At 66.2% G+C, this 23,440-nt stretch carries 23 protein-coding genes; 15 read left to right on the top strand and 8 right to left on the bottom strand.

The features are described 5' to 3' along the window. The first annotated feature begins 24 nt into the window (after positions 1-24). A complete protein-coding gene (locus M3I56_RS03525) occupies positions 25-1,398 on the top strand; it encodes a sigma-54-dependent transcriptional regulator (protein ID WP_375541669.1) in 1,374 nt (457 codons plus the stop codon). A 70-nt stretch (positions 1,399-1,468) separates the two neighbouring features. Here the strand turns inward: M3I56_RS03525 and M3I56_RS03520 are convergent, their stop codons facing one another. Beyond that, positions 1,469-1,954 carry a TlpA family protein disulfide reductase gene (locus M3I56_RS03520; RefSeq protein WP_375541676.1) on the bottom strand — a complete coding sequence of 162 codons (486 nt, stop codon included), beginning with the start codon at positions 1,952-1,954 and terminating at the stop codon, positions 1,469-1,471. 197 nt (positions 1,955-2,151) lie between these two features. Between M3I56_RS03520 and M3I56_RS03515 the strand changes: the two genes are divergently transcribed. Continuing rightward, positions 2,152-2,748 carry a hypothetical protein gene (locus M3I56_RS03515; protein ID WP_254352568.1) on the top strand — a complete coding sequence of 199 codons (597 nt, stop codon included), beginning with the start codon at positions 2,152-2,154 and terminating at the stop codon, positions 2,746-2,748. Positions 2,749-3,168: 420 nt separating this feature from the next. Here M3I56_RS03515 and M3I56_RS03510 read toward each other — a convergent pair whose 3' ends face one another. Both M3I56_RS03510 and M3I56_RS03505 read right to left on the bottom strand, forming a co-directional pair. Next, positions 3,169-4,806: a YifB family Mg chelatase-like AAA ATPase gene (locus tag M3I56_RS03510; protein WP_254352567.1), complete on the bottom strand. Its 1,638-nt coding sequence runs from the start codon at positions 4,804-4,806 to the stop codon at positions 3,169-3,171. A gap of 209 nt (positions 4,807-5,015) precedes the next feature. Continuing rightward, positions 5,016-5,273 (bottom strand): accessory factor UbiK family protein, encoded by a 258-nt coding sequence (locus tag M3I56_RS03505; protein WP_028201802.1) that lies wholly within the window; start codon positions 5,271-5,273, stop codon positions 5,016-5,018. Between the two features lie 527 nt (positions 5,274-5,800). Between M3I56_RS03505 and M3I56_RS03500 the strand changes: the two genes are divergently transcribed. From M3I56_RS03500 to ptsP, 7 genes are all read left to right on the top strand, one after another. Next, positions 5,801-6,139, top strand: coding sequence for a P-II family nitrogen regulator (locus M3I56_RS03500; RefSeq protein ID WP_028201804.1), 339 nt, complete (start codon positions 5,801-5,803; stop codon positions 6,137-6,139). A 39-nt stretch (positions 6,140-6,178) separates the two neighbouring features. Then, the gene (locus M3I56_RS03495) at positions 6,179-7,675 is read left to right on the top strand and encodes an ammonium transporter (protein ID WP_254352566.1); all 1,497 of its coding nucleotides are present in this window, start codon (positions 6,179-6,181) and stop codon (positions 7,673-7,675) included. Between the two features lie 392 nt (positions 7,676-8,067). Continuing rightward, positions 8,068-9,357, top strand: a complete 1,290-nt coding sequence (gene gshA / locus M3I56_RS03490) for a glutamate--cysteine ligase (RefSeq protein ID WP_254352565.1) — start codon at positions 8,068-8,070, stop codon at positions 9,355-9,357. A 135-nt stretch (positions 9,358-9,492) separates the two neighbouring features. Continuing rightward, a complete protein-coding gene (gene gshB, locus M3I56_RS03485) occupies positions 9,493-10,446 on the top strand; it encodes a glutathione synthase (protein WP_254352564.1) in 954 nt (317 codons plus the stop codon). A 437-nt stretch (positions 10,447-10,883) separates the two neighbouring features. Next, a complete protein-coding gene (locus tag M3I56_RS03480) occupies positions 10,884-11,465 on the top strand; it encodes a PTS sugar transporter subunit IIA (RefSeq protein ID WP_254352563.1) in 582 nt (193 codons plus the stop codon). Positions 11,466-11,550: 85 nt separating this feature from the next. Further along, complete coding sequence (locus M3I56_RS03475; protein ID WP_028201809.1) at positions 11,551-11,820, top strand: HPr family phosphocarrier protein; 270 nt, start codon at positions 11,551-11,553, stop codon at positions 11,818-11,820. A gap of 213 nt (positions 11,821-12,033) precedes the next feature. Then, complete coding sequence (gene ptsP, locus M3I56_RS03470; RefSeq protein WP_254352562.1) at positions 12,034-13,773, top strand: phosphoenolpyruvate--protein phosphotransferase; 1,740 nt, start codon at positions 12,034-12,036, stop codon at positions 13,771-13,773. Positions 13,774-13,853: 80 nt separating this feature from the next. Here ptsP and M3I56_RS03465 read toward each other — a convergent pair whose 3' ends face one another. From M3I56_RS03465 to gpmA, 3 genes are all read right to left on the bottom strand, one after another. Continuing rightward, positions 13,854-14,615: a molybdopterin-synthase adenylyltransferase MoeB gene (locus M3I56_RS03465; RefSeq protein ID WP_254352561.1), complete on the bottom strand. Its 762-nt coding sequence runs from the start codon at positions 14,613-14,615 to the stop codon at positions 13,854-13,856. A 181-nt stretch (positions 14,616-14,796) separates the two neighbouring features. After that, a complete protein-coding gene (locus tag M3I56_RS03460; protein ID WP_028201812.1) occupies positions 14,797-16,380 on the bottom strand; it encodes a S41 family peptidase in 1,584 nt (527 codons plus the stop codon). A 397-nt stretch (positions 16,381-16,777) separates the two neighbouring features. Continuing rightward, complete coding sequence (gene gpmA, locus M3I56_RS03455) at positions 16,778-17,527, bottom strand: 2,3-diphosphoglycerate-dependent phosphoglycerate mutase (RefSeq protein ID WP_254352560.1); 750 nt, start codon at positions 17,525-17,527, stop codon at positions 16,778-16,780. A gap of 194 nt (positions 17,528-17,721) precedes the next feature. Between gpmA and M3I56_RS03450 the strand changes: the two genes are divergently transcribed. The 5 genes from M3I56_RS03450 (at position 17,722) to M3I56_RS03430 (ending at position 20,777) form a co-directional block, all read left to right on the top strand. Next, positions 17,722-18,147 carry a rhodanese-like domain-containing protein gene (locus M3I56_RS03450; RefSeq protein ID WP_028201814.1) on the top strand — a complete coding sequence of 142 codons (426 nt, stop codon included), beginning with the start codon at positions 17,722-17,724 and terminating at the stop codon, positions 18,145-18,147. After that, positions 18,144-18,404, top strand: a complete 261-nt coding sequence (gene grxC, locus M3I56_RS03445; RefSeq protein WP_028201815.1) for a glutaredoxin 3 — start codon at positions 18,144-18,146, stop codon at positions 18,402-18,404. The genes M3I56_RS03450 and grxC overlap by 4 nt, the downstream gene beginning before the upstream one ends. Before the next feature lie 227 nt (positions 18,405-18,631). Beyond that, a complete protein-coding gene (gene secB / locus M3I56_RS03440) occupies positions 18,632-19,096 on the top strand; it encodes a protein-export chaperone SecB (protein WP_254352559.1) in 465 nt (154 codons plus the stop codon). Positions 19,097-19,145: 49 nt separating this feature from the next. After that, positions 19,146-20,144 (top strand): NAD(P)H-dependent glycerol-3-phosphate dehydrogenase, encoded by a 999-nt coding sequence (locus tag M3I56_RS03435; protein ID WP_254352558.1) that lies wholly within the window; start codon positions 19,146-19,148, stop codon positions 20,142-20,144. Between the two features lie 99 nt (positions 20,145-20,243). Further along, the gene (locus M3I56_RS03430; protein WP_254352557.1) at positions 20,244-20,777 is read left to right on the top strand and encodes an O-acetyl-ADP-ribose deacetylase; all 534 of its coding nucleotides are present in this window, start codon (positions 20,244-20,246) and stop codon (positions 20,775-20,777) included. A gap of 25 nt (positions 20,778-20,802) precedes the next feature. On the opposite strand, the gene trmL is transcribed toward M3I56_RS03430, so the two are convergent. Beyond that, a complete protein-coding gene (trmL, locus tag M3I56_RS03425) occupies positions 20,803-21,273 on the bottom strand; it encodes a tRNA (uridine(34)/cytosine(34)/5-carboxymethylaminomethyluridine(34)-2'-O)-methyltransferase TrmL (protein ID WP_254352556.1) in 471 nt (156 codons plus the stop codon). A 42-nt stretch (positions 21,274-21,315) separates the two neighbouring features. Further along, positions 21,316-22,146, bottom strand: coding sequence for a ComF family protein (locus M3I56_RS03420; protein WP_254352555.1), 831 nt, complete (start codon positions 22,144-22,146; stop codon positions 21,316-21,318). A gap of 87 nt (positions 22,147-22,233) precedes the next feature. On the opposite strand from M3I56_RS03420, the gene M3I56_RS03415 reads away from it, so the two are divergent. Continuing rightward, the gene (locus M3I56_RS03415) at positions 22,234-23,223 is read left to right on the top strand and encodes a methyltransferase domain-containing protein (protein ID WP_254352554.1); all 990 of its coding nucleotides are present in this window, start codon (positions 22,234-22,236) and stop codon (positions 23,221-23,223) included. Positions 23,224-23,440 lie beyond the last annotated feature (217 nt).

Raw genomic sequence — 23,440 nt, 5'->3', positions numbered from 1 at the left:
TGTGACGCTGGCTTTTGAATCAGGATGACGAACGAACATGGTGAACGCATGGTCAACACCGCGCCCGGCCGGGTGCTCTACGTAGAGGATGACGAACTCGTGCGCCGCGCGGGCGTGCAAAGCCTGCAGCTCGCGGGCTTCGACGCCGCCGGTTTCGCCAACGCGGAAGCCGCGCTGCCGCTCGTCGACGCCGACTTCGCAGGCGTCGTGGTGAGCGACATCCGCCTGCCGGGCATGAGCGGGCTCGATCTGCTCGCGCAATGCCACGAGCGCGCGCCCGAGGTGCCCATCATCCTCGTGACGGGCCACGGCGATATCTCGATGGCTGTGCAGGCCATGCGCGACGGCGCGTACGACTTCATCGAGAAGCCGTTCGCCTCCGAGCGCCTCATCGAAACGGTGCGGCGCGCGCTGGAGCGGCGCCTGCTCGTGCTCGAAAACCTCGCGCTGCGCCGCGAGCTGGCGGGACATGACGCGCTCGCGCCGCGCATCATCGGCAAGAGTCCGGCGATCGAACAGGTGCGCAAGCTCATCGCGAACGTCGCGCCGACGGACGCCTCGGTGCTCATCAACGGCGACACCGGCGCGGGCAAGGAACTGATCGCGCGCAGCCTGCACGAGCTTTCGCCGCGCCATGACAAACCGTTCGTCGCCGTGAACTGCGGCGCGCTCCCCGAGCCGATGTTCGAGTCGGAGATGTTCGGCTACGAGGCGGGCGCGTTCACGGGCGCGGCCAAGCGGCGGATCGGCAAACTCGAGCACGCGGGCGGCGGCACACTCTTTCTCGACGAGATCGAGAGCATGCCGCTCTCACTGCAGGTGAAGCTGCTGCGCGTGCTGCAGGACGGCGTGCTGGAGCGCCTCGGCTCGAACCAGCCGGTGCGCGCCGACCTGCGCGTGGTCGCGGCGGCCAAGGGCGACATGAGCGAGCACGTCGCGGCGGGGACCTTCCGGCGCGACCTGCTGTACCGGCTGAACGTCGTGACGATCGCGCTGCCGCCGCTGGCCGAGCGCCGCGAGGACATCGTGCCGCTCTTCGAGCACTTCCTGCTCGACGCGGCGGTGCGCTACCAGCGTCCCGCGCCGCTGCTCACCGAGCGCGACCGCATGCAGCTCGCGCAGCGCGACTGGCCGGGCAACGTGCGCGAGCTGCGCAATGCGGCGGACCGCCGGGTCCTCGGGATTCCCGACGATCTGTCGGCCGGCGCGGCGGCCGGCGCGGACGACGCGTTGCCGCTCAAGGAGCGCGTGGAGCAGTACGAACGCGCGCTGATCGCCGACGCACTTCAGCAGAGCAACGGTGCGGTCGCCCAGGCCGCCGAGCGGCTGCAGATGGCGAAGGCCACGCTGTACGAGAAGATCCGCCGCTATGGGCTGGTGGCGCGCGGCGAGGCGTAAAGCGGCACAAGGAGGCATAAAAAAAGCAGCGGGTTTCCGCTGCTTTTTTGTTGGCTCCGTGAATCGCGTATCAGGTCGCCAGCGCCTTCTGCAGCAACTGGTCGAGTTCGGCGAACTGCGGCTCGCCGACGTAGCGCTTGAGGATCTTGCCGTCGCGGCCGATCACGAACGTGGTGGGCGTGAGCTGGACATTGCCGAACTGCCTGGCCGCCGAGCCGTCGTCCATCGCCACCTTGAACGGCAGCTGGCGCGTTTGCGCGTAGTTGGCCACGTACATCGGCGCGTCGTAGTTCATCGCTACCGCGACGAACTCGAGACCTTCGCCCTTGAAGCGGTTATAGGTCTGGACCATCTTCGGCATTTCCGCCATGCAGGTGGTGCAACTCGTCGCCCAGAAGTTGACGAGATAGACCTTGCCCTTGAGGTCGTGCGTGGAGACCTTCTGGCCGGACAGAAGCGTGAAGGTCGCGTCGGGCACGCGCTGCTGGCTACCGAAGAACGCGAAGTAGCCGGCCACGGCGATCGCGACCACGACCACCGCCGCGCCAATGCGCATGAGCGCGCCGGAACGCTTGTTCGAGGAATTCGGGGATGCAGCGGTCATGAGCCTTGCCTCGTGCGCCGAAGGACGCGGGTGTTGAGCGCAAATATTGTAGCGCCGAATTTCCCGGCATAGCGGTTGCGAAACAACATCCGGGTATGCGCCGAAGGATAATGTCGCGCACCTTTCACTTCTGTGACGAACCGCGCCCCATGGTCCTGGACATCCTTCGCCGTGCCCGTCTCCCATTGAACATTACGCCGCGCGCCTTTGTTGCTGGCCGCTCGGCGACGCTTGGCGTACTCGCCGCCGCGTTCGCGTTGGCTGCCTGCTCGCCCCCTTACGACTGGCGCACGATTTCGAACGACGCGAGCGGTTATTCGATCGATCTGCCGGCCAAGCCCGACAAGGACGAGCGCCGCATCGACGTGAACGGCACGCCGATGCGCATGCGCGTGCAGACGGCCGAAGTCGCCGGCGCCGTGTTCGTGGTCGGCACGCTCGATCTGCCCGACGCGCAGCCCGCGACGCAGCAAAAGGCGCTCGAGTTCCTGCGCGCGGGCCTCGCGCGCAACGTGGGCGCGCCTGCCGAGGCGCACGCAGTGGCGGTGCCGCTCGCGGCGGGCGGCACGGTCGAGGGCGTGGAGATGCGCATGGCCGGCAACGCGGGCGCCAACGGCGAGACGCGCACGATCCACGCGCGGCTCGTCGCAAAGGGCGCGCGCGCCTACCAGGTGGCGATTGTCGGGCGCACCGAGCCGCCGGTTGAGCAGATCGACCAGTTCTTCGGATCTTTCAAGCTGTACTGAGTTTTGGGACTCCGCAGTACGCCTCGCGCCGCATGTTTCACTCACGCAGCGGCGGGCATTTGGGGGACGAAGTGAAAGTTGCGCTGCAGGTAAACACGCTAATTATCGGATTTGATTGAGGGTTTACCGGTTACCCACAGGAGCTGTGGGTAACTTTGTGGAAAACAACTCCCCGTTGGCCGGAAAGGGCCGTCCTGTGGGCGTTCTGTTAGTTTTGACCGCTTTTCTGTAAATCCAGAAAGGCAGAAGAATCAACAGGTTATGAAAGCGGTCGCGGCGTAATGCGAACCATGCACAGAAGCGGGCGCAACACGACGAAATGTGCATAAGTCAAGTCTTGACTTCGACTTATTGGCGCTATTCACATTCCCCGCAGCGCAAAGCGGCGGCGTTCTACGGCGAAACCGGCGCTGTGCATGGCTACCGTTCGGCAAACACGCGCCGGTATTGCACGGCCTCCGCCACGTGCGCTGCTTCGGGCATCGCGGCACCCGCGAGATCGGCAATCGTGCGCGCGACCTTGAGCACCCGGTAGTGCGCTCGCGCCGACCAGCCGAAGCGCTCGCCCGCTTCGCGCAGCAGCGCTTCTCCGGCGGCATCCGGCTGGCAGACTGCGTCGGTCTCGCGGCCGGTCAATTCGCGATTGGTTTTACCCTGGCGCCCCAGTTGGCGCTCGCGTGCCGCCTGCACGCGAGCGGCGATCGCAGCGCTCGGTTCGGCGTTCGTGCTCGCGCGAGCGGCCAGTTCGGCTGGCGGCAGCGCCGGAATCTCGATCTGGATGTCGATGCGGTCCAGGAGCGGCCCCGAGAGCTTACGCAAATAGCGCGCGGCGCTTTCGGGCGTGCAGCGGCAGCGACCGGCGGGGTCGCCGCGCCAGCCGCACGGGCAGGGATTCATCGCGGCGACGAGCTGACACGCGGCTGGAAAGTCGGTTTGCCAGGCGGCGCGCGAAATCGTGATCGCACCCACTTCGAGTGGCTCGCGCAGGGTCTCGAGGACGTGGCGGTCGAACTCGGGCAGCTCATCCAGAAACAGCACCCCTAAATGCGCGAGCGTGATCTCGCCCGGCTGCGGCGGATTGCGCCCGCCGATCAGCGCGGCTGCACTCGATGAATGATGCGGCGCGCGAAACGGCCGCTTGCGCCACTGCTGCGGCGTGAAGCCGGCCGCGCTGGCGGAGAGCAGGGCGGCGGAGGCGAGCGCCTCGTCGTCTGTCATGGGGGGCAGGAGCCCGGGCAGGCGCGCGGCGAGCATCGACTTGCCGGCGCCCGGCGGCCCCACCATCAACAGATGGTGGCCGCCGGCCGCCGCGACTTCGAGCGCCCGGCGCGCGCCGCGCTGGCCGACCACGTCGGCCATATCGGGGGGCGCGGCGGCCGGTGCGGCGTCGAGGGCGCTCGCGCGCACGGAGGCGAGGCGCGCTTCGGGATCGACGCCGGCAAGGTGGGCGCACAGGGAGCGCAGGTCTGCCGCGCCGTACACCGCGACATCTGGCACGAGCGCCGCCTCGGCGGCGTTTTGCGCAGGCAGATAAAGCTCGGGCATGCATGAGCGCGCTGCTTCGCCGGTTTCGGTGTCAGGAATCCGAAGGATGATGCTTTCGGCTATGGCGTCACGGCTGGACGCTGCCGCTTCGTCGACGCGCGCTGCGCGATCCCTGTGTGCGCGTGCCGTACCGCAAGCCATGGCGAACGCGCCGCGCATGGGCCGCACGGCGCCGGTGAGCGAAAGCTCGCCCGCAAACTCCCGGTGCGCGAGCGCAGCAGCCGGAAGCTGCCCGCTCGCCGCGAGAATGCCGAGGGCGATCGGCAGATCGAAGCGGCCGGATTCCTTGGGCAAATCCGCGGGCGCGAGATTGACGGTAATGCGCCTCACCGGGAAATCGAAGCCGCAGTTCGAGAGCGCGGCGCGCACGCGCTCGCGGCTTTCGCGCACTTCGAGATCGGGTAGCCCGACGATGGAAAACGACGGCAGCCCGTTGGCGAGATGGACTTCGACGGTGACTTCGGGCGCGCGGCCAGCAGCCGGCGCGCGGCTGCGCACCACGGCAAGCGACATGGGATTCTCCGGAAGGCTCGGATGCGCGAGTGGCGCGCGTTCTACGAAGCTTCGGACCGGGCTTCGTACATGTTTCGCGCGCCGTGCATGCGCCAGGCTGGTGAGGCGGATGCCTCTTTGCGGTTCCATTGCGATCACGCTACGGATCGCTTTCGGCGGTGCGGCAGTGGGCTGCACTCGATTGCGCACAGGAGTGCGCAAGGAAATGATCAGGAGGACTGGCTAGTCACCGGCAGCTTCTGCTCGAGCTCGGCCACGCGTCGCTCGAGTTCTTCGAGGCGCTGGCGCGTGCGCACGAGCACCTGCGTTTGCGCGTCGAATTCCTCGCGCGTGACGAGGTCCAGCTTCGAAAAGCCTTGCGACAACATTGCGCGAACATTGCGTTCGACATCGCGCGCCGGCGAGTTCTTGAGCAGATCGCTCACGCGTGATTGCAGATCATTGAATACGTCGTTTGGTTGCTTCATTCGATTCCCCTTCGCTGCACAAAAAATGTGCAAGTTTTGTTTCGCCTGTGCCTCGCGTTGGACCGTGATCGATCTTGGTGCGAACTCGCAGGGCCACGGCCAGATGTGCGCGGAACTGGTGCGCACCGCCGGCCGTGTGCTTCGCGCCGCATAGCGGCGGGCCACTTCCCGCCGCTATGCGGCGCCCAGCGCGGCAGCGATGCCTGAGAACACTGTAGCAACGTTCCCCCCGCTACGCCACCGCGCGCGCGCCACGCTGGCCGTTCGGCCAGGGCCTTGCGCGCCGCGCCCCTCAAGGCGCGGACCGGCATTGTCCATGGCTTTGGGCGCGCTTGCATCGAAGTCCATCACATCGGCTTCGCGCACGGGCTGAGCAAATTGGCACGGGTGTTGCTAATACTGCCCCGCGCACCGAACAACGGTTGGCTCACGGTGTGCCAGCGACGCGCCGAAACATCATGCGCCGTTCGCGAGGCGCCCGTTGCAGAAGCAAACAAAGGAATGCAGCAAACCACAGCGAGGACTACATGAAACTCATTACAGCAATCATCAAGCCGTTCAAGCTCGATGAGGCGCGCGAAGCCCTTTCGGCGATCGGCGTTTCGGGGATCACGGTGACCGAGGTGAAAGGCTTCGGTCGCCAGAAGGGGCACACCGAGCTGTACCGCGGCGCGGAGTATGTCGTCGACTTCCTGCCGAAGGTGAAGATCGAAGCCGCCGTGGCCGACGACATCGTCGAGCAGGCCATCGAGGCGGTCGAACGCGCGGCCCGCACGGGCAAGATCGGCGACGGCAAGATTTTCGTCACACCGATTGAACAAGTGATCCGCATCCGCACCGGCGAGACCGGCGCCGACGCGCTGTAAAGCTAAAGAGACCGAGACAAGAGGAAAGAGGAAACCGAGATGCGCAAACTTTTGATGTCCCTGATGATGGCCGGCTCGCTGCTGGCTGGCGGCGTCGGCGCCGCGCTGGCGGACGACGCATCCGCGCCCGCCGCGGCCTCCGCGCCTGCCACCACCGCTTCGGCGCCCGATGCGTCCGCCGCCGCTCCGGCTTCGGCGCCCGCCGCCGACGCGGCTTCGGCCCCGGCAGCCGCCGCAAGCGCCCCGGCCGACGCATCGGCTGCCGCAGCCGCCGCCGCGCCCGCCGCACCGACCGCGCCGTTCTCGCTCGATTCGTCGAAGATCAACTCGGGCGACACCGCGTGGATGCTGACCTCCACTGCGCTCGTGCTGTTCATGACGATCCCGGGCCTCGCGCTCTTCTACGGCGGCATGGTCCGCAAGAAGAACGTGCTCGCGACGCTCATGCAGAGCTTTGCGATCACCTGCGTCGTCACCGTGATCTGGACGGTGGTCGGCTACTCGATCGCGTTCACGCCGGGTGGCTCGTTCATCGGCGGCTTCTCGCGCATCTTCCTTGAGGGTATGAACTACATCAAGGGCGACAAGGCGACGACGCTCACGGTGAGCCACCTCGCGCCGACCATCCCCGAGACGGTGTACTTCGTCTATCAGATGACGTTCGCGATCATCACGCCGGCGCTCATCACCGGTGCGTTCGCCGACCGCATGAAGTTCTCGGCGATGCTCGTGTTCATGTCGCTGTGGTCGATCATCGTCTACTCGCCGATCGCACACATGGTGTGGGAGCCGACGGGCTGGCTCGCCAGTGCCGGCATCCTCGACTTCGCGGGCGGCACGGTCGTGCACATCAACGCCGGTATCGCAGGCCTCGTGTGCTGTATCGTCCTCGGCAAGCGTGTGGGTTACGGCCGCGAAGTGATGGCACCGCACAACCTCGTTCTCACGCTGACGGGCGCGGCCATGCTGTGGGTGGGCTGGTTCGGCTTCAACGCGGGTTCGGCAGTCGCGGCTGACGGCCGTGCCGGCTTCGCGATGCTCACGACGCAAATCGCCACCGCCTGCGCCGCGCTCGGCTGGATGTTCGCGGAGTGGATCGCCAAGGGCAAGCCGTCGGTGCTCGGCATCGCTTCGGGCGCCGTGGCGGGTCTCGTGGCCGTGACGCCGGCATCGGGCTTCGTCGGCGTGCTGGGCGCGATCGTGATCGGCGTGGTGGCGGGCGTGGTCTGCTTCTGGTCGGCGACCTGGCTCAAGCACAAGTTCAACTACGACGACTCGCTCGACGCGTTCGGCGTGCACGGCATCGGCGGCATCATCGGTGCGCTGCTGACCGGCGTGTTCGCGGTGAAGGACATCGGCGGCGCAGATGGCAGCGTCATCCTGCAAGCCAAGGGCGTGCTCACGACCCTCATCTACAGCGGCGTGGTGAGCTTCGTCCTGCTGAAGGTGATCGACATGGTGATGGGCCTGCGTGTTTCGGAAGAAGACGAGCGCGAAGGTCTCGACGTGGTTCTGCATGGCGAGCGCGTGGAATAAGCGCGCCGCGCTCGATGGTTTGATCTAGCAGGGCAGAAAGCAGCGACCTGGGCCCGCCGTTTCGGCGGGCCCTTTTTCTTGTGTGCGCTCAGGCGCCGGGTGTGGCTTTGCTCCCGCGGGAGGGCGCGAGGGGGAATAAGCGCCTCGTCCGCGCGTTCGCATAGTGCCCCTTCAATCCGTGTGCCCAATTGCGCCGGGTGGCGCGGGCGGTCCAGAATGGATATCCGGCATGAATATCCGCGCGCGCGGAGCGCTCGATTGACCCTACCGTGCTTAAGGGATTTCATGACGGGATTCATGGGGGCAATCCCGTCTTGCATCTGGCGCAATCGTCCCCAGATAAACGACCGGTTTCCCTACAATCAAAGCATTTCGTCTGCGAGTCACCCCTTATGGTCCCGCATCTGGTTACGGCGTTGAACGGCCCGCTCCTCGAATTGGAGCAGCGCATTCTCGACGCGACGCCGGCCATCGAGCGTTGGTTCCGCCTCGAATGGCAGGAGCACACGCCGCCGTTCTACGCTTCGGTGGATCTGCGCAACGCCGGCTTCAAGCTCGCGCCGGTCGACACCAACCTGTTTCCCGGCGCCTTCCACTGCCTGCCGCAGGAAGTGCTGCCGCTCGCCGTGCAGGCGGCCATGGCCGCCATCGAAAAGATCTGCCCGGACGCCAAGAACTTGCTGGTGATTCCGGAGATGCACACGCGCAACGCGTTCTATCTGGAGAACGTCGCGCGACTCGCCACGATCATGCGCCAGGCGGGCCTGAACGTGCGCTTCGGCACGCTCGACGAAACGATCGCCGGGCCGGTCACGATCTCGCTCGCGGACGGCCAGAAGATCGTGCTCGAACCGCTCGAGCGGTCGCAGCGGCGCCTGGGCCTGAAGAACTTCGACCCCTGCTCGATTCTGCTGAACAACGATCTGTCGGGCGGCATTCCGCCCGTGCTCGAAAACCTGCACGAGCAGTACGTGCTGCCGCCGCTGCATGCGGGCTGGGCGGTGCGCCGCAAGTCCACGCACTTCTCCTGCTACGACGACGTGGCGAAGAAGTTCGCGAAGATGGTGGGCGTAGACCCGTGGATGATCAATCCGTACTTCGCGCACGTGGAAGGTGTCGATTTCGAGGCGCGCACGGGCGAGGAGCAAGTCGCCGCCGCCATCGACGCCGTGCTCAAGAAGATCGCGAAGAAGTACCGCGAGTACGGCATCACCGAAAAGCCCTATGTCGTCATCAAGTCCGATGCCGGCACGGACGGCCGCGGCGTGATGACGGTGCACGACGCCTCGGAGGTCGCCGCACTCACGAAGCGCGAACGTGCGAAGATGTCGGCCACGAAGGACGGGCTCGAAGTGCACGACGTGATCGTGCAGGAAGGCGTCTACACGTTCGAGCATATCGGCGACGAAGTGGCCGAGCCGGTCGTGTACATGATCGACCGCTATGTGGTGGGCGGCTTCTACCGCGCGCACGGCAGCCGCGAGCGCGACCAGAACCTGAATGCGCCGGGCATGCACTTCGTGCCGCTCGGCTTCGAGCACACGGCGCTGCCCGACACGCGCGCGAAAGCGGGTGCGGCGCCGCCGAACCGCTTTTACATGTACGGCGTGGTGGCGCGGCTCGGCTTGCTGGCGGCCTCGGTCGAGCTGGAGAAGACCGACCCCGAAGCGATCCAGGTCTGAGCCAGCCGTCATCATTCACACAATTGAACGCAGCGCCCGCCACCGTGCGGGCGTTGCCGTCATGAAAGCTGGCACCACACCAGGCGCCATGCCAGGCGTCAAGCAGCGACAGGACAGGGACAAGGCAGAGACGATATGGACATTCTCTTCATCGCCGATCCGCTCGAGCGGTTCAAGATCTACAAGGACTCGACCTACGCGATGATGGCCGAGGCCGCGAAGCGCGGCCACCGGCTCTTCGCGTGCGAGCCTCAGCATCTCGCATGGGTGAACGGCCAGGTGGAAGCCGATGTGCGGCGCTTCACGATCATCGGCGATACGGCGGACCTGCATCGCGAAACGTGGTTCGAAGCCACGGCCGATTCGCGCGCGCTCACCGGCTTCGACGCCGTCGTCATGCGCAAGGACCCGCCGTTCGACATGGAGTACGTCACGTCGACGTGGCTGCTGGAGATCGCCGAGCGCGCGGGCGCGAAGATCTTCAACAAGCCGCAGTCGATTCGCGATCACTCGGAAAAGCTCGCCATCGGCGAATTTCCGCAGTTCGTCGCGCCGACGCTCGTCACGCGCAGCGCGGCGCGCCTGCGCAAGTTCCATGAGGAGCACCAGGACGTGATCCTCAAGCCGCTCGACGGCATGGGCGGCATGGGCGTGTTCCGCGTGAAGGCGGATGGCATGAACCTCGGCTCGATCATCGAGATGCTGAGTCACGACGGGGCGCGCAGCGTGATGGCGCAGAAGTTCATCCCCGAAATCAAGGCCGGCGACAAGCGCATTCTGCTGATCGGCGGCGAGCCGGTGCCGTTTTCGCTCGCGCGCATTCCTCAGGGTAATGAGGTGCGTGGCAACCTGGCGGCGGGCGGACTTGGCGTCGCGCAGCCGCTCACCGAGCGCGACATGGAGATCGCGAAAGCGCTCGGCCCGACGCTCGCGGCACGCGGCCTGCTGCTCGTAGGGCTCGACGCGATCGGCGACTGGCTCACGGAGGTCAATGTCACGAGTCCGACGTGTTTCCGCGAAATCATGGAGCAGACGGGCTTCGACGTGGCCGCCATGTTCATCGACGCGCTGGAGCGCGCGGCGCCCTGAATCTGGCCTGAGTCCGGCTTCGAAGCGGGCACGGGCGCATTTGAAGCTCGCACCTGGAGCGCGGACTTGAAAGCCGCGTGTATGGCTGCATTTGCCGGATGTGGGCGCCTCGCAGGGTGGGCGCTCCATCGAGACCTTGACTGGCGGGCAGTTTCGGACCACAAAAGGTCGAGCGCGTGCGCGGAGCCTGTGAATCGCGCGCGACATCTGTCGCCGCTGTGAGCAGAACCGCCTCGCGTGCGCGAAAATGACCCTGCTACAATGCCGCGAGCCCGCGTTCCGGGCTGGCAAGCCGGCGTCGACAAGATGTTCTGGCTGCCGCGCGGCGCGTGTTCCGACCCTGCGAGCTCACGGCTGGCTGCGGGGTTGGCGCTGCAGGACGCGATCTACGGATCGTCCGAGCATCAACCGGAGCCGTTTTTTGCAGTCAAGCTGACATGGCAGGGATTCTGATCATTGCGCACGCACCGCTCGCCACCGCGCTACGCGAGTGCATCGCGCATATCTATGGCGGTTGTCCGGCGCGCATCGGCGCGCTCGACGTGCTCCCCGACAGCGACCCGGCTGAAGTGGTCGCCAAGGCGAATTCGGAGATCGAGCGCCTGCGCGAGGACAACGGTGCGCTCGTGTTGACCGACATGTTCGGCGCCACGCCTTCGAACATCGCGGCGCGCCTCGCCACGGTGCCCGAGGTGCGCGTGCTGGCCGGCGTGAATCTGCCGATGCTGGTGCGTGCCGTGTGCTACCGCGCAACGCCGCTCGACACGCTCGTCGAAAAGGCGCTGGCCGGCGCGAGCAAGGGCGTCCAGACCATCGGCCCGACCATGCCGCCCGTTGCGAGCGCGAGCGAATGCGGCTGCCCGCCCACGCCCTGCACCGAGGCCGCGGCCGACGCGACAAAGCAGGCCGCGAATCCGGTAGCCGGCCAGAGCGCCAGCCAGCCTGCCGACGCGACGCGCGTCACCGTTTGCACCGGCGGCGTTGCGGCCGGCGTGTTCAGGCCGGCAGGCAGCAACTGAAGCGGCGGCGCGCCACCGAAAGCCAACAACAAGGCACACCGAAACAACCCAGTCACACTTCCACACACCGCGTCCGGATCGACCTATGCTGCAACAAGAAACGACCATCGTGAACAAACTCGGCCTGCACGCGCGGGCGTCGGCAAAGCTGACGCAGCTCGCAGGCAACTATCAGGCGGAAATCTGGATGAGCCGCAACGGCCGCCGCATCAACGCCAAGAGCATCATGGGGGTCATGATGCTGGCGGCAGGCATCGGCAGTACGGTGATGATTGAGACCGAAGGCCCGGACGAGGCCGACGCCATGAGCGCGCTGCTCAAGCTGATCGCCGATAAGTTCGGCGAAGGCCAGTAAGACGCGCGCGGTCAACGCGCCTTGTCCGGAACGCCGCGGTTTGCCGCGGCGTTTTTGTTTGGTGCGCGGGGAGTGCTGCACAAGGCCGCAGCCGGGCGCGAACACGCGCGCATGGCCACATTCGGCCGCGCTGGAATTTATAATCATCGCCGGGGTCTGAGAGAGCGCATTGCAGCGGTTTGCCGCAGCATCAAATAACCAGAGGAGGTGCGCGTGCCGTTCACGCTGCATGGAATTCCCGTATCACGCGGTATAGCCATCGGGCGAGCGTATCTGATCGCCCCGGCTGCACTCGACGTCGACCATTACCTCATCGAGCACGCGCAGATCGAAGACGAAATCGTGCGTTTTCGCGCGGCGCGCCAGGCCGTGGAGCACGAGCTCAACGCGCTGCGCGCCGACCTCGCCGCCGACGCCCCTTCCGAAATGGGCGCATTTATCGGCGTCCACCTGATGATCCTGAACGACGTGATGCTCGTGCAGGAGACCATCGATCTCATCCGCACGCGCCGCTTCAATGTGGAGTGGGCGCTTACCGAACAGCTCGAACGCCTCTCGCGTCACTTCGACGACGTAGAGGACGAGTACCTGCGCGAGCGCAAGGCCGATATCGAGCAGGTCGTGGAGCGCGTGCTGAAGTCGCTCGCGGGCGCCATGCCCCATTCGCTGCACGGCGGCTGCGACGAGATGATCGTCGTCGCGCACGACATCGCGCCGGCCGACATGCTGCAGTTCAAGGGGCAAACTTTCCAGGGTTTCGTCACCGATCTGGGCGGGCGCACCTCGCACACGGCGATCGTCGCGCGCAGCCTCGGCATTCCGGCGGCGGTGGGCGTGCAGCAGGCGAGCGCGCTGATCCGCCAGGACGATCTCATCATCGTCGACGGCGACCATGGCGTCGTGATCGTCGATCCCGCGCCCATCGTGCTCGAGGAGTACACCTACCGGCAAAGCGAGATGGCGCTTGAGCGGCGCAAGCTACAGCGCCTGAAGTTCTCGCCCACGCAAACGCTGTGCGGCGCGAAGATCCAGCTCTACGCGAACATCGAGCTGCCCGACGACGCGCAGGCCGCGCTCGACTCGGGCGCGACGGGCGTAGGCCTCTTTCGCACCGAGTTCCTGTTCATGAACCACAAGAACCACTTGCCGGAAGAGGAGGAGCAGTACGCCGCCTACCGCCGCGCGGTGGAGCTCATGAACGGGCTGCCCGTGACGATCCGCACGATCGACGTGGGCGCGGACAAGCCGCTCGACGCCATGAATGCGAGCGACGGCTACGAGACGGCCGCGAACCCGGCGCTCGGCCTGCGCGCGATCCGCTGGAGCCTGTCCGAGCCGCAGATGTTCCTCACGCAGCTGCGGGCGATCCTGCGCGCCTCGGCGTTCGGTTCGGTCAAGATCCTGATTCCGATGCTCGCGCACGCCCAGCAGATCGACCAGACGCTCGACCTGATCCGCGAGGCGAAGCGTCAGCTCGACGACGCCGGCCTCGCCTACGATCCCAACATCCAGGTCGGCGCGATGATCGAGATTCCGGCGGCGGCGCTCGCGCTGCCGATGTTCCTGCGCCGGCTCGATTTCCTCTCGATCGGCACCAACGACCTGATTCAGTACGCGCTCGCCATCGACCGGGCCGACAATGCGGTGGCCGACCTGTACGATCCGCTGCATCCGGCCGTGCTGCAGTTGATCGCGCATACGCTGCGCGAGGCGAAGCGGGCGGGCGTGCCGGTTTCGGTGTGCGGGGAGATGGCCGGCGACCCGTCGTTCACGCGTTTGCTGCTCGGCATGGGTCTCACCGAGTTTTCGATGCACCCGAGCCAGTTGCTCGTGGTGAAGCAGGAGATCCTGCGCTCGCAGCTCAAGACGCTGGAAAAGCCGGTGGCGGAGGTGCTGGCCGCATACGAGCCCGAGGAACTGCAGGCGGCGCTGCAGCGTGTTGCGCAGGCCTGAGCGGTCACCCACACTGACGCGAAAATGCAAAAAGCCCCGGCATGTCCGGGGCTTTTTACTTGCCTTGGCTCGCGCGGGCTTCAGGCGTGCCGGTGACGCTCGCCGCACACCGGGCAGTCCGGCTGGCGCGCCACGCGCATCGTGTTCCACTCCATGCGAAGCGAGTCGAGCATCATGAGCCGCCCGACGAGTGTCGCACCGATGCCGCCGATCACGCGCAGCGCTTCGGCAGCCTGCATCGCGCCGATGATGCCCACCGTGGGCGCGAACACGCCCATCGTCGAGCACGCGACTTCCTCGAATGGCTGATCTTCGGGAAACACGCAGGCGTAGCAGGGCGACGCGTCGTCGCGGAAGTCGAACGTGCTGATCTGGCCGTCGAAGCGCAACGCCGCGCCCGAAACGAGCGGCACGCCGTGCTTCGCGCACGCGCGGTTGATGGCGTGGCGCGTGGCGAAGTTGTCGGTGCAGTCGAGCACGACCGTCGCGCCCGGCACCTGGGCGTCGAGCCACGCATCGTCGATGCGTGTTTGCAGCGCGTTCACCTTCACCTCGGGATTCAGGCGCGCGATGGCGTCGCGGCCCGACTCGACCTTCGCGCGGCCGACCGACGCCGTCTCGTGCATGATCTGCCGCTGCAGGTTGGTGAGGTCGACGGTGTCGTTGTCGACGAGCGTGAGCGTGCCCACGCCCGAGGCCGCGAGATACATTGCCGCCGGCGATCCCAGGCCGCCCGCGCCCACGACGATCGCATGCGCGTCGAGAAAGCGCTGCTGCGCCTCGATGCCGATCTCGTCGACGAGGATATGGCGGGAATAGCGAAGGAGTTGGTCGTCGTTCATCGCGATGCGCTGGTTCGATGGCGCTGCGATGGACCTCGAGAGCCTGGGTGGCCCTGAATGGGGGAGCGCGCGCCGGGGAAATACCGTGCCGTTATTGTAACGACGCCAGCGGCTGGAGGAGGGGCGGCCTCGCGACCGGCGCACGAGGCGCGAGTCGCGAGTCGCGAGGCGGTACGGCGTGTTACTTCGCCGGTGCCGGAGCGGAGGCCGGCGCGGCAGCGGAGCCCGGAGCCGGCGCCATGATGAGGGCGCCCGGCTTCACGGCGATCGGCGCGGAAGCCGAGGTAGGCGGCTTCTGCTGCGCGAGGCGGCGCTCCATCGGCGACTTCGATTCGGCCACCGGCTTGCCCTGGAGCTTGTTCAGCGCCTGCTGAAGCATGTAGTCGTCGGTGGAACCGAACTCGACCGGCTTGCGCTCGCGATCCTTCTGGCGCTGCTCCGGCGTCTTCTTGTCGTTCTGCTCTTCGAGCTGACGCAGCATGTCCATGCGCTCCTGCTCGCGCACTTCCTGCTCCTTCTTCTCGTCCGGATCCTGCGTGTTGGCGAGGTGGTTCTGGTAGTCCACTTCGCGCGTGACGAGTGCGTCGTCCGGATCGCCGTCGGCGTACTGGTCGACCGCGATATCAGGACGGATGCCCTTGTTCTGGATCGAGCGGCCGCTCGGCGTGTAGTAGTACGCCGTGGTCAGGCGCAGCGCCGTGTCGGCCGTCATCGGGCGCACGGTCTGCACCGAGCCCTTGCCGAACGTCGTCTTGCCGACGATGAGCGCACGCTTCGAGTCCTGCAGCGCGCCCGCCACGATTTCCGAGGCCGACGCCGAATAGGCGTTGGTCAGCACGACCATCGGCACGGTCTTGAACTCGGCCGCCTCGCCCTTGAGCGGGTCGCCGTCGAACGACGGCAGGCGGTAGTTCTCGTAGGTGTCGCGGTAGACCTGCTTCGAGTCCGGGATCTGGCCGTTCGTCGAGACGACGACCGAATCCGGCGGCAGGAACGCGCCCGCCACGCCCACGGCGCTTTGCAGCAGGCCGCCGCCGTTGTTGCGCAGGTCGAGGATGATGCCCTTGAGGTTCGGCTCCTGGCGCGCGATGTCTTGCAGCTTCTGGGCGAGGTCGGGGACCGTGCGCTCCTGGAAGCTCGTGACGCGGATATACGCGTAACCCGGCTGCAGGATCTTCGACTTCACGCTCTGCACCTTGATGATGGCGCGCGTGATGGTGAGCGGGAAGGTGCGGTCGTCGGTCTTGCGGAAGATCGTGAGCGTGACCTTGGTGCCCGGGTCGCCGCGCATCTGCTTGACCGCCTGGTCGAGCGTCATGCCGCGCACCGGCTTGTCGTTGATACGCGTGATGAGGTCGCCCGGACGGATGCCGGCGCGGTACGCGGGCGTGTCTTCGATCGGCGAGATGACCTTGATCAGGCCGTCTTCCGACGAGATTTCGATGCCGAGGCCCGCGAAGCGACCCTTGGTCTGCTCCTGGAGTTCCTGGTAATCGGTCTTGTCGAGATACGACGAGTGCGGGTCGAGGCTCGACACCATGCCCTTGATGGCGGCGGTGAGGAGCTTCTTGTCATCCACCGGCACGACATACTCATGCTTGATTTGACCGAACACTTCGGCGAAGAGCCTCAGCTGGTCGAGCGGCAGCGGTTCTACGACCGTCTGCTGGGTTTGCTGCGCCTCGGCGGAAATCTGCAGGGTGGCAAATACGCCGGTCGCGAGGCCAGCGGCGATCAGGCCGATGTTTTTCAGGTTCTTTCGCATAGAGTATGTTGCGTGCGGTCGGAAAGGCTCGTGGCAGCGTCTATTGGAAAAGCGACGGACAAGTATAACTGCACACCCGCCGTGGCTGTGTATATGGCGCGTACGATGGGACTAAGACAGTGCTGCAGCCGCCAGGTTCGCAAACCGTGTGCCGTAATTTCGCTTCTGGCGCGATGCTGGCGGGGCGCTGGCAAACCTGCCAGCCAGGCCTAAAAAAAGCAGAAAAGGGGAATGTGCAACCAATTGGCAGGCGGCCAGAGCGGTCGGGGCGAAGCCGCAGGGCGCCCGCGTGGCGGGAGGGCATGGCCCGAAGCACAGCCGCCGGCCCGACGGACCGGCGGCTGCCTGAATCGACAAGGCACCGCCAGGGGCGGCCGATGCCGCGCGGCGCTAAGCGTCAGCCCGCCTTCTTGCCCTGGTTCGCAACGGCGGCCTGCGCCTTCGCGATGGCTTCTGCGTCGCCCAGATAGTAGTGCTTGATGGGCTTGAGGTTCTCGTCCAGCTCATAGACGAGCGGCACGCCGTTCGGGATGTTCAGGCCGACGATGTCGTCATCCGAAATGTTGTCGAGGTACTTCACGAGCGCGCGGATCGAATTGCCGTGCGCGGCGATCACCACCTTCTTGCCCGCCTTGATGGCCGGTGCGATCGACTCGTTCCAGATCGGCAGCACGCGCGCGACCGTGTCCTTCAGGCACTCGGTGAGCGGCAGTTCCTCGCGCGGCACCCTGGCGTAACGCGGGTCGTTGTACGCCGTGCGCGAGTCGGTCGGCTCGAGCGCCGGGGGCGGCGTGTCGTAGCTGCGGCGCCAGACCAGCACCTGCTCGTCGCCGAATTTGGCCGCCGTTTCGGCCTTGTTCAGGCCCGAAAGCGCACCGTAGTGACGCTCGTTCAGGCGCCACGAGTGGACGACGGGCAGGTACATCTGGTCCATCTGGTCCTGCACGTGCCAGAGCGTGCGGATCGCGCGCTTGAGCACCGAGGTGTAGGCGATGTCGAACGTGTAGCCGGACTCCTTGAGCAGCTGCCCGGCCTGCTGCGCTTCGCGGTTGCCCTGCTCGGTAAGGTCGACGTCCACCCAGCCGGTGAAGCGGTTTTCCTTGTTCCACGTCGATTCGCCGTGACGGATGAGTACGAGTTTGTACATGAGGATGCCGGTCGGTAGTGAAGGAAGCGGTAATCGGGGACGGGAGCGCCATGGCGACGGTCCAGTCCGGCGGGCTGCACGCCCGGGCTGGGGGGCGGTAACCCTGCGACAAACGGTTATTTTATAATGACCGGATTGTCCGAATCCGATTTCGCACGATTTCTCCGACTTTCCCTTTTTCCGGCGGACCCTCCGTGACGTTCTTCACCAATTACATCAACCTTGTACTCATCGCGATCGTCCTCATCTCAGGAGGGTTGCTCCTGTGGCCGACGCTCAAGCGCGGCGGCCGCGGCGGGGTTTCCACCGCCGAGGCGACGCAGCTCATCAACCGCCGCAACGCGGTGGTGGTCGACCTGCGTCCCGCGGGTGAATTCGCGAAGGGTCATCTGCCCTCGGCGCGCCAGGTCGAATTTGGCGAACTCGAGGCGAAGATCGGCCAGCTCGTGAAGAACAAGAGCAACCCGGTGTTGCTGGTCTGCCAGACGGGCCAGCAGTCGCACAAGGCGCTGCGCCTCGTGAAGGACGCCGGTTTTGCCGAAGTCCACGTGCTGGACGGCGGCGTGAACGCCTGGCAGCAGGCCGGAATGCCGGTCGTGAAACAAGGAGGTTCGAAGTGAGCAAAGTGGTCATGTACAGCACCCAGGTGTGCCCGTATTGCCAGATGGCCGAGCGTCTTTTAAAGTCGCGCGGCGTCGAGCAGATCGAGAAAGTGCTGATCGACCGGGACCCGGCGCGGCGCGAAGAGATGATGACGCGCACCGGCCGGCGTACCGTGCCGCAGGTTTTCATCGGCGAGACGCACGTGGGCGGTTACGATGACCTCTCCGCGCTCGACCGTGCGGGCGGCTTGATGCCGCTGCTCGAAGCCGCCTGAGGTTACAGGCGGATTCAAGGCCTGATTCGCAGCCCGATAGCCGTGCGGCCTCGGTCCGCAGGCGGGCTGCGCAGCGTGACGTAGCGACGCAGGGTTTCGGCCCGCGCGAGCCGGTGAGGCTCGCGCGGGCCTGTTGCCGTCCATTGCCGTAGCGCGGCGCATTTTCGCGACTTCGAGAGGTCACGATGATGCCGCCGCGATCCATTCAATCAGGGAAGCCATACACCATGTCTGACGAGAACAACCAGCCGTTCTTCAATATCCAGCGCATTTACCTCAAGGACATGTCGCTCGAGCAGCCGAATTCGCCGTCCATCTTCCTTGAGCAGGACATGCCTTCGGTCGAAGTGGAAGTCGACGTCAAGGCCGAGCGCCTCGCCGAATCGGTGTTCGAGATCATCGTCACCGGCACCGTCACGGCCAAGGTCAAGGACAAGGTTGCGTTCCTGATCGAAGCCAAGCAAGCCGGCATTTTCGACATCCGCAACATCCCGGCTGAACAGGTGGATCCGCTCGTCGGCATCGCATGCCCGACCATCCTGTTCCCGTACCTGCGCTCGAACATCGCCGACGCGATCACGCGCGCAGGCTTCCCGCCGATCCACCTGGCCGAGATCAACTTCCAGGCGCTCTACGAGCAACGCCTGCAGCAACTCGCCCAGCAAGACGGCGCAAGCAACGTAACGCACTAAAAAAGCGTACGTTGATCGTTTCCACGAACTACCGGTGCGGAGTATCGGAATGAACATCGCCGTTCTCGGCGCCGGAGCGTGGGGCACCGCGCTGGCGGGGCATCTCGCCCAGGCGCATCACACGCTGTTGTGGGCGCGCGATGGCGCGCTCGTCGACACCTTGCGCAAGACGCACGAAAACGCCCGCTACCTCGCGGGCGTCGCGCTGCCCAAGACTCTCCAATACGAAACGGATCTCGCCGCCGCGCTCGACCATGCTTCGGGCGAGGCGGATCTCGTCGTGCTCGCCACGCCCGTTGTGGGCCTGCGCGGCATGCTCTGCACGCTGCGCGACATGGGTCGCGTGCCCGCGCACTTCGTCTGGCTCTGCAAGGGCTTTGAAGCGCAAACGCAGTTGATGCCGCATCAGGTCGTGGCGGCCGAGCTGCCGGGCCACGCGAGCAACGGCGTGCTTTCGGGGCCGAGCTTCGCGCGCGAAGTAAGCGAGGGCCTGCCCGTCGCATTGACGGTGGCGAGCGCCTCCGCCGCTTGCCGCGAGCGCACGCTCGCTGCGTTCCATCACCGCGCGATGCGCATCTATACAGGCGACGACGTGGTCGGCGTGGAGGTCGGCGGCGCGGTCAAGAACGTGCTCGCGATCGCGACCGGCATCGCGGATGGCCTGGGCCTCGGCCTGAACGCACGCGCGGCGCTCATCACGCGCGGCCTCGCCGAGATGACGCGGCTTGGCGTCACGCTCGGCGGGCGCGCCGAGACTTTCACGGGACTGACGGGCCTCGGCGACCTCATCCTCACCGCCACGGGCGACCTCTCGCGCAACCGCACCGTGGGCAAGCAACTCGCGAGCGGCCGCACGCTCGACGACATCCTCGGCGCGCTCGGCCACGTGGCCGAAGGCGTGCGCTGCGCACAGGCCGTGCTGGCGCTCGCACGCGCACATGGCATCGACATGCCGATCACCCAGGCGGTATGCGCCGTGCTGTTCGACGGTGTCACGCCGCGCGACGCCGTGAGCGCGCTGCTCCGGCGCGACGCGAAGGCGGAGTAGGATGCTGCGGTCCTGCTGCGCCGGGCTTCAAGCACGCTCTGCGTGGGACCGGAGCGCAGAGCGCTAAAGCGCCAACTCCGGATCGCAAAGGAGGACCGTATGCTGACCATCGGAAACTGCCGCATCGAAGCGCAGGCCGTCGACATCACCACGTTGAAGGTCGATGCGATCGTCAACGCCGCGAACGAATCGCTGCTCGGCGGCGGCGGCGTGGACGGTGCGATTCATCGCGCCGCCGGACCGGACCTGCTGCGCGAATGCGAGACGCTGAACGGCTGCCCGACCGGCGACGCCAAAATCACCGGCGGCTATCGCCTTCCCGCAAAACACGTCATCCACACTGTGGGCCCCGTCTGGTACGGCGGCGGCCGTGACGAAGCGCATCTGCTCGCTTCCTGCTACCGGCGCTCACTCGAGTGCGCGCGCGCGGCGGGCGTGACGAGCATCGCGTTTCCGGCAATCAGTTGCGGCGTCTACCGTTTTCCTGCCGACGAGGCGGTGATGATTGCCGTCGCGACCGTGATCGACGAGCTATCGAAATACCCGACGCTCGAGCACGTGATCTTCGCGTGCTTCGACAATGCGATGCGCACGCGCTATGAGCGTGAGCTCGCGGCGCGCGGCAAGGCGTAGGGCGACGCGTCACAACGCGCTCGCCTCATTCGCCGCCTTCGAACCCCGCCTGTCGCCACGCTTCGAACACCACGACCGCGACCGTGTTCGAGAGATTCAGGCTGCGATTGCCGGGCCGCATCGGCAGGCGCACGCGCTGTGGCGTCTCGAAGCGCTCGAGCACCGCGGCGGGCAGACCGCGCGTTTCCGCACCGAACACGAACCAGTCGCCCGGCTGGAACGCGTGCGCATGAAAGCGGCCCGATCCGCGCGTCGTGAACGCGAACATCCGCGACGGGTCCGGTGCTTCCCTGGCGATGAACGCGTCCCAGTCGGCGTGCACGTGCATTTGCGCGTACTCGTGGTAATCGAGGCCCGCGCGGCGCATTTTCGCGTCATCGAGGGGAAAGCCGAGCGGTTCGATCAGATGAAGCCGCGCACCCGTGTTCGCGCACAGGCGGATCACGTTGCCGGTGTTCGGCGGGATTTCGGGTTCGACGAGAACGACGTTGAACATGACGATGAAACTCTCTCGATGTCTTGAACAGGGTGAGGCCGATCAGTCCTTCGGCGTGCGCAGCGCGACGAAATTCGTCACGCGCCGTGCGCCCGCGGCCTTCAGCGCATGCGCGAGCGCGTCGAGTGTGGCGCCCGAGGTCATCACGTCGTCGACCACGCCCACGTGCTGGCCGCTGAGCGGCCGCGTGAGCGCGAACGCCCGGCCGACGTTGCGGCGGCGCGCCTCGCGATCGAGCTTCGATTGCGGTGCCGTATGCAGGATGCGTCGTACGAGCGTGGCGTCCGCGTGCGTGCCCAACCGGCGTGCAAGCGGCCGCGCGATCTCCCAGGCCTGGTTGTAGCCGCGCTCGATGAGGCGTTCGCGCGAGAGCGGCACCGGCACGACGATCTCCGGCATGCCGTGCTCATCGCACATATCTTGTGCAGCCAGCGTGAGGCGTCGCGCAAATTCCTCGCCGAGCGCGAGGCGCGCGCGAAACTTCAGGCCCCGCGCGAGCAGGTCGAGCGGCGCGCGATAATCGGCGAGCGCGAGTGTGGCGTCGAATGCGGGCGGTGCGTCGGCGCAGGCCTCGCAGCGATAGCGCGCGCGTCCCGCCGTCCCGGGCCTGTGCGCGAGCGGCACAGCGCAGACCGTGCAGCGCTGGCGCGGCTCATTCCAGTACGCGGCGTCGCAGCACACACAGAGCGTGGTTCGCGACAAATTGCCGCATAATGGGCACAGATTGGGCAGCACGAAGTGGGCAACCTGTGACGGCAGCGCCCGCGCTTTTCGACAGACGCGCGCAACGCCCGCAAGACGAGTGCGGTGCGAAGCGGACAGTGTGATACGCGCTGCATTGCGTGTCTTACATGAAGAAGGGCGCGGTGGCATCGAAGGACGGCCCGGGCAGCGGGCTCGCGTGACTGAAAGGAAAGGAGTGAGCGAGTATACTTCGCAGACTTCGCCAATACGACCGACATGTCCCCGTCTACCGCAAGAACTGGCCGTCCGGACTATGACACCCGGCACCTTCGGCGCATCTTCGATCGCCGTGCGGCGACTTTCGACGACGTTGCCTTCCTGCCGCGTGAAATCGCGCAACGCATGCGCGAGCGCCTCGAGTACATCAAGGTGAATCCCGCGGCCGTGCTCGACATCGCGTGCGGCCAGGGCGACGACCTGCCCAGCTTGCGCGAACGCTTTCCCGAAGCGCCCGTGTTCGGCACCGATCTCTCCCTCGCCATGCTGCGCCGCGCCCGCGAGCACGACGCCCCCGACACGAGCTGGCGGCGATTTCTGCCGGCATCGGTTGGCCGCGCGCTCGGTTCGCGCGGTCCGCGGGTTGCGCAGGCCGACTTTGCCGAACTGCCGTTCGCGCATGGCGCGTTCGAACTGCTGTGGTCGAATCTCGCACTGCATTGGCATCCGCGCCCCGACCTCGTGTTCGGCGAGTGGCAGCGCGTGCTTAAAGTCAACGGCCTGCTCATGTTCAGCACGCTCGGTCCCGACACGCTCAAGGAGCTGCGCGGCGCGTTCGCCGAAGTCGAGGCCGCGCACGGCGTGCCGACGCGCGCGCACGTCATCGATTTCGTCGACATGCACGATCTGGGCGACATGCTCGTCGAGAACGGTTTCGAGATTCCGGTAATGGACCAGGAAACGCTCACCATCACCTACAAGACGCCGGAGAAGCTGCTCGCCGACGTGCGCCGCTGGGGCGCGTATCCGTTCGAGCGCAACGGCGATGGCGAGGGGGAGAACGGCGGCGCCGCGCGGCGCTTGCACCGTGCGCTCGTGGCCGCGCTCGAGGCGCGCCGCTGCACGGACGGACCGCACGCGGGCACGATCCCGCTGAGCTTCGAGATCATCTACGGCCACGCGTGGAAAGCCGTGCCGCGCACGACCGCCGAGGGCCATGGCATCGTACGCCTCGAGGACATCGGCCGAGGTCCGGCAAGGAATCGGTAACGTGGTAAGGGGGCTTTCGTTATGCCTGAAATTAGCGCCTGAAAAGCCCCGGGAAAATGCCTGAAAAATCGCTGCAAGGCCCGTCTGGTATGGGTTTGCGGGCGATTGGGTCTTGCTTGTGAGGGCTGGGGATCGCGCCTATAATGCGTCAGTTTGCTGCACGGAAGGGTCCCCAAAATCCATTGTGGCAAGTCCAGATCTCCCCGTAGTTGTGCGA

The organism is Paraburkholderia sp. CNPSo 3281, assembly GCF_024206515.1.
GTDB lineage: Bacteria > Pseudomonadota > Gammaproteobacteria > Burkholderiales > Burkholderiaceae > Paraburkholderia > Paraburkholderia nodosa.
The sequence above is the reverse complement of the archived record's forward strand: the minus strand, read 5'-3'. Positions and strand labels throughout refer to the sequence as shown.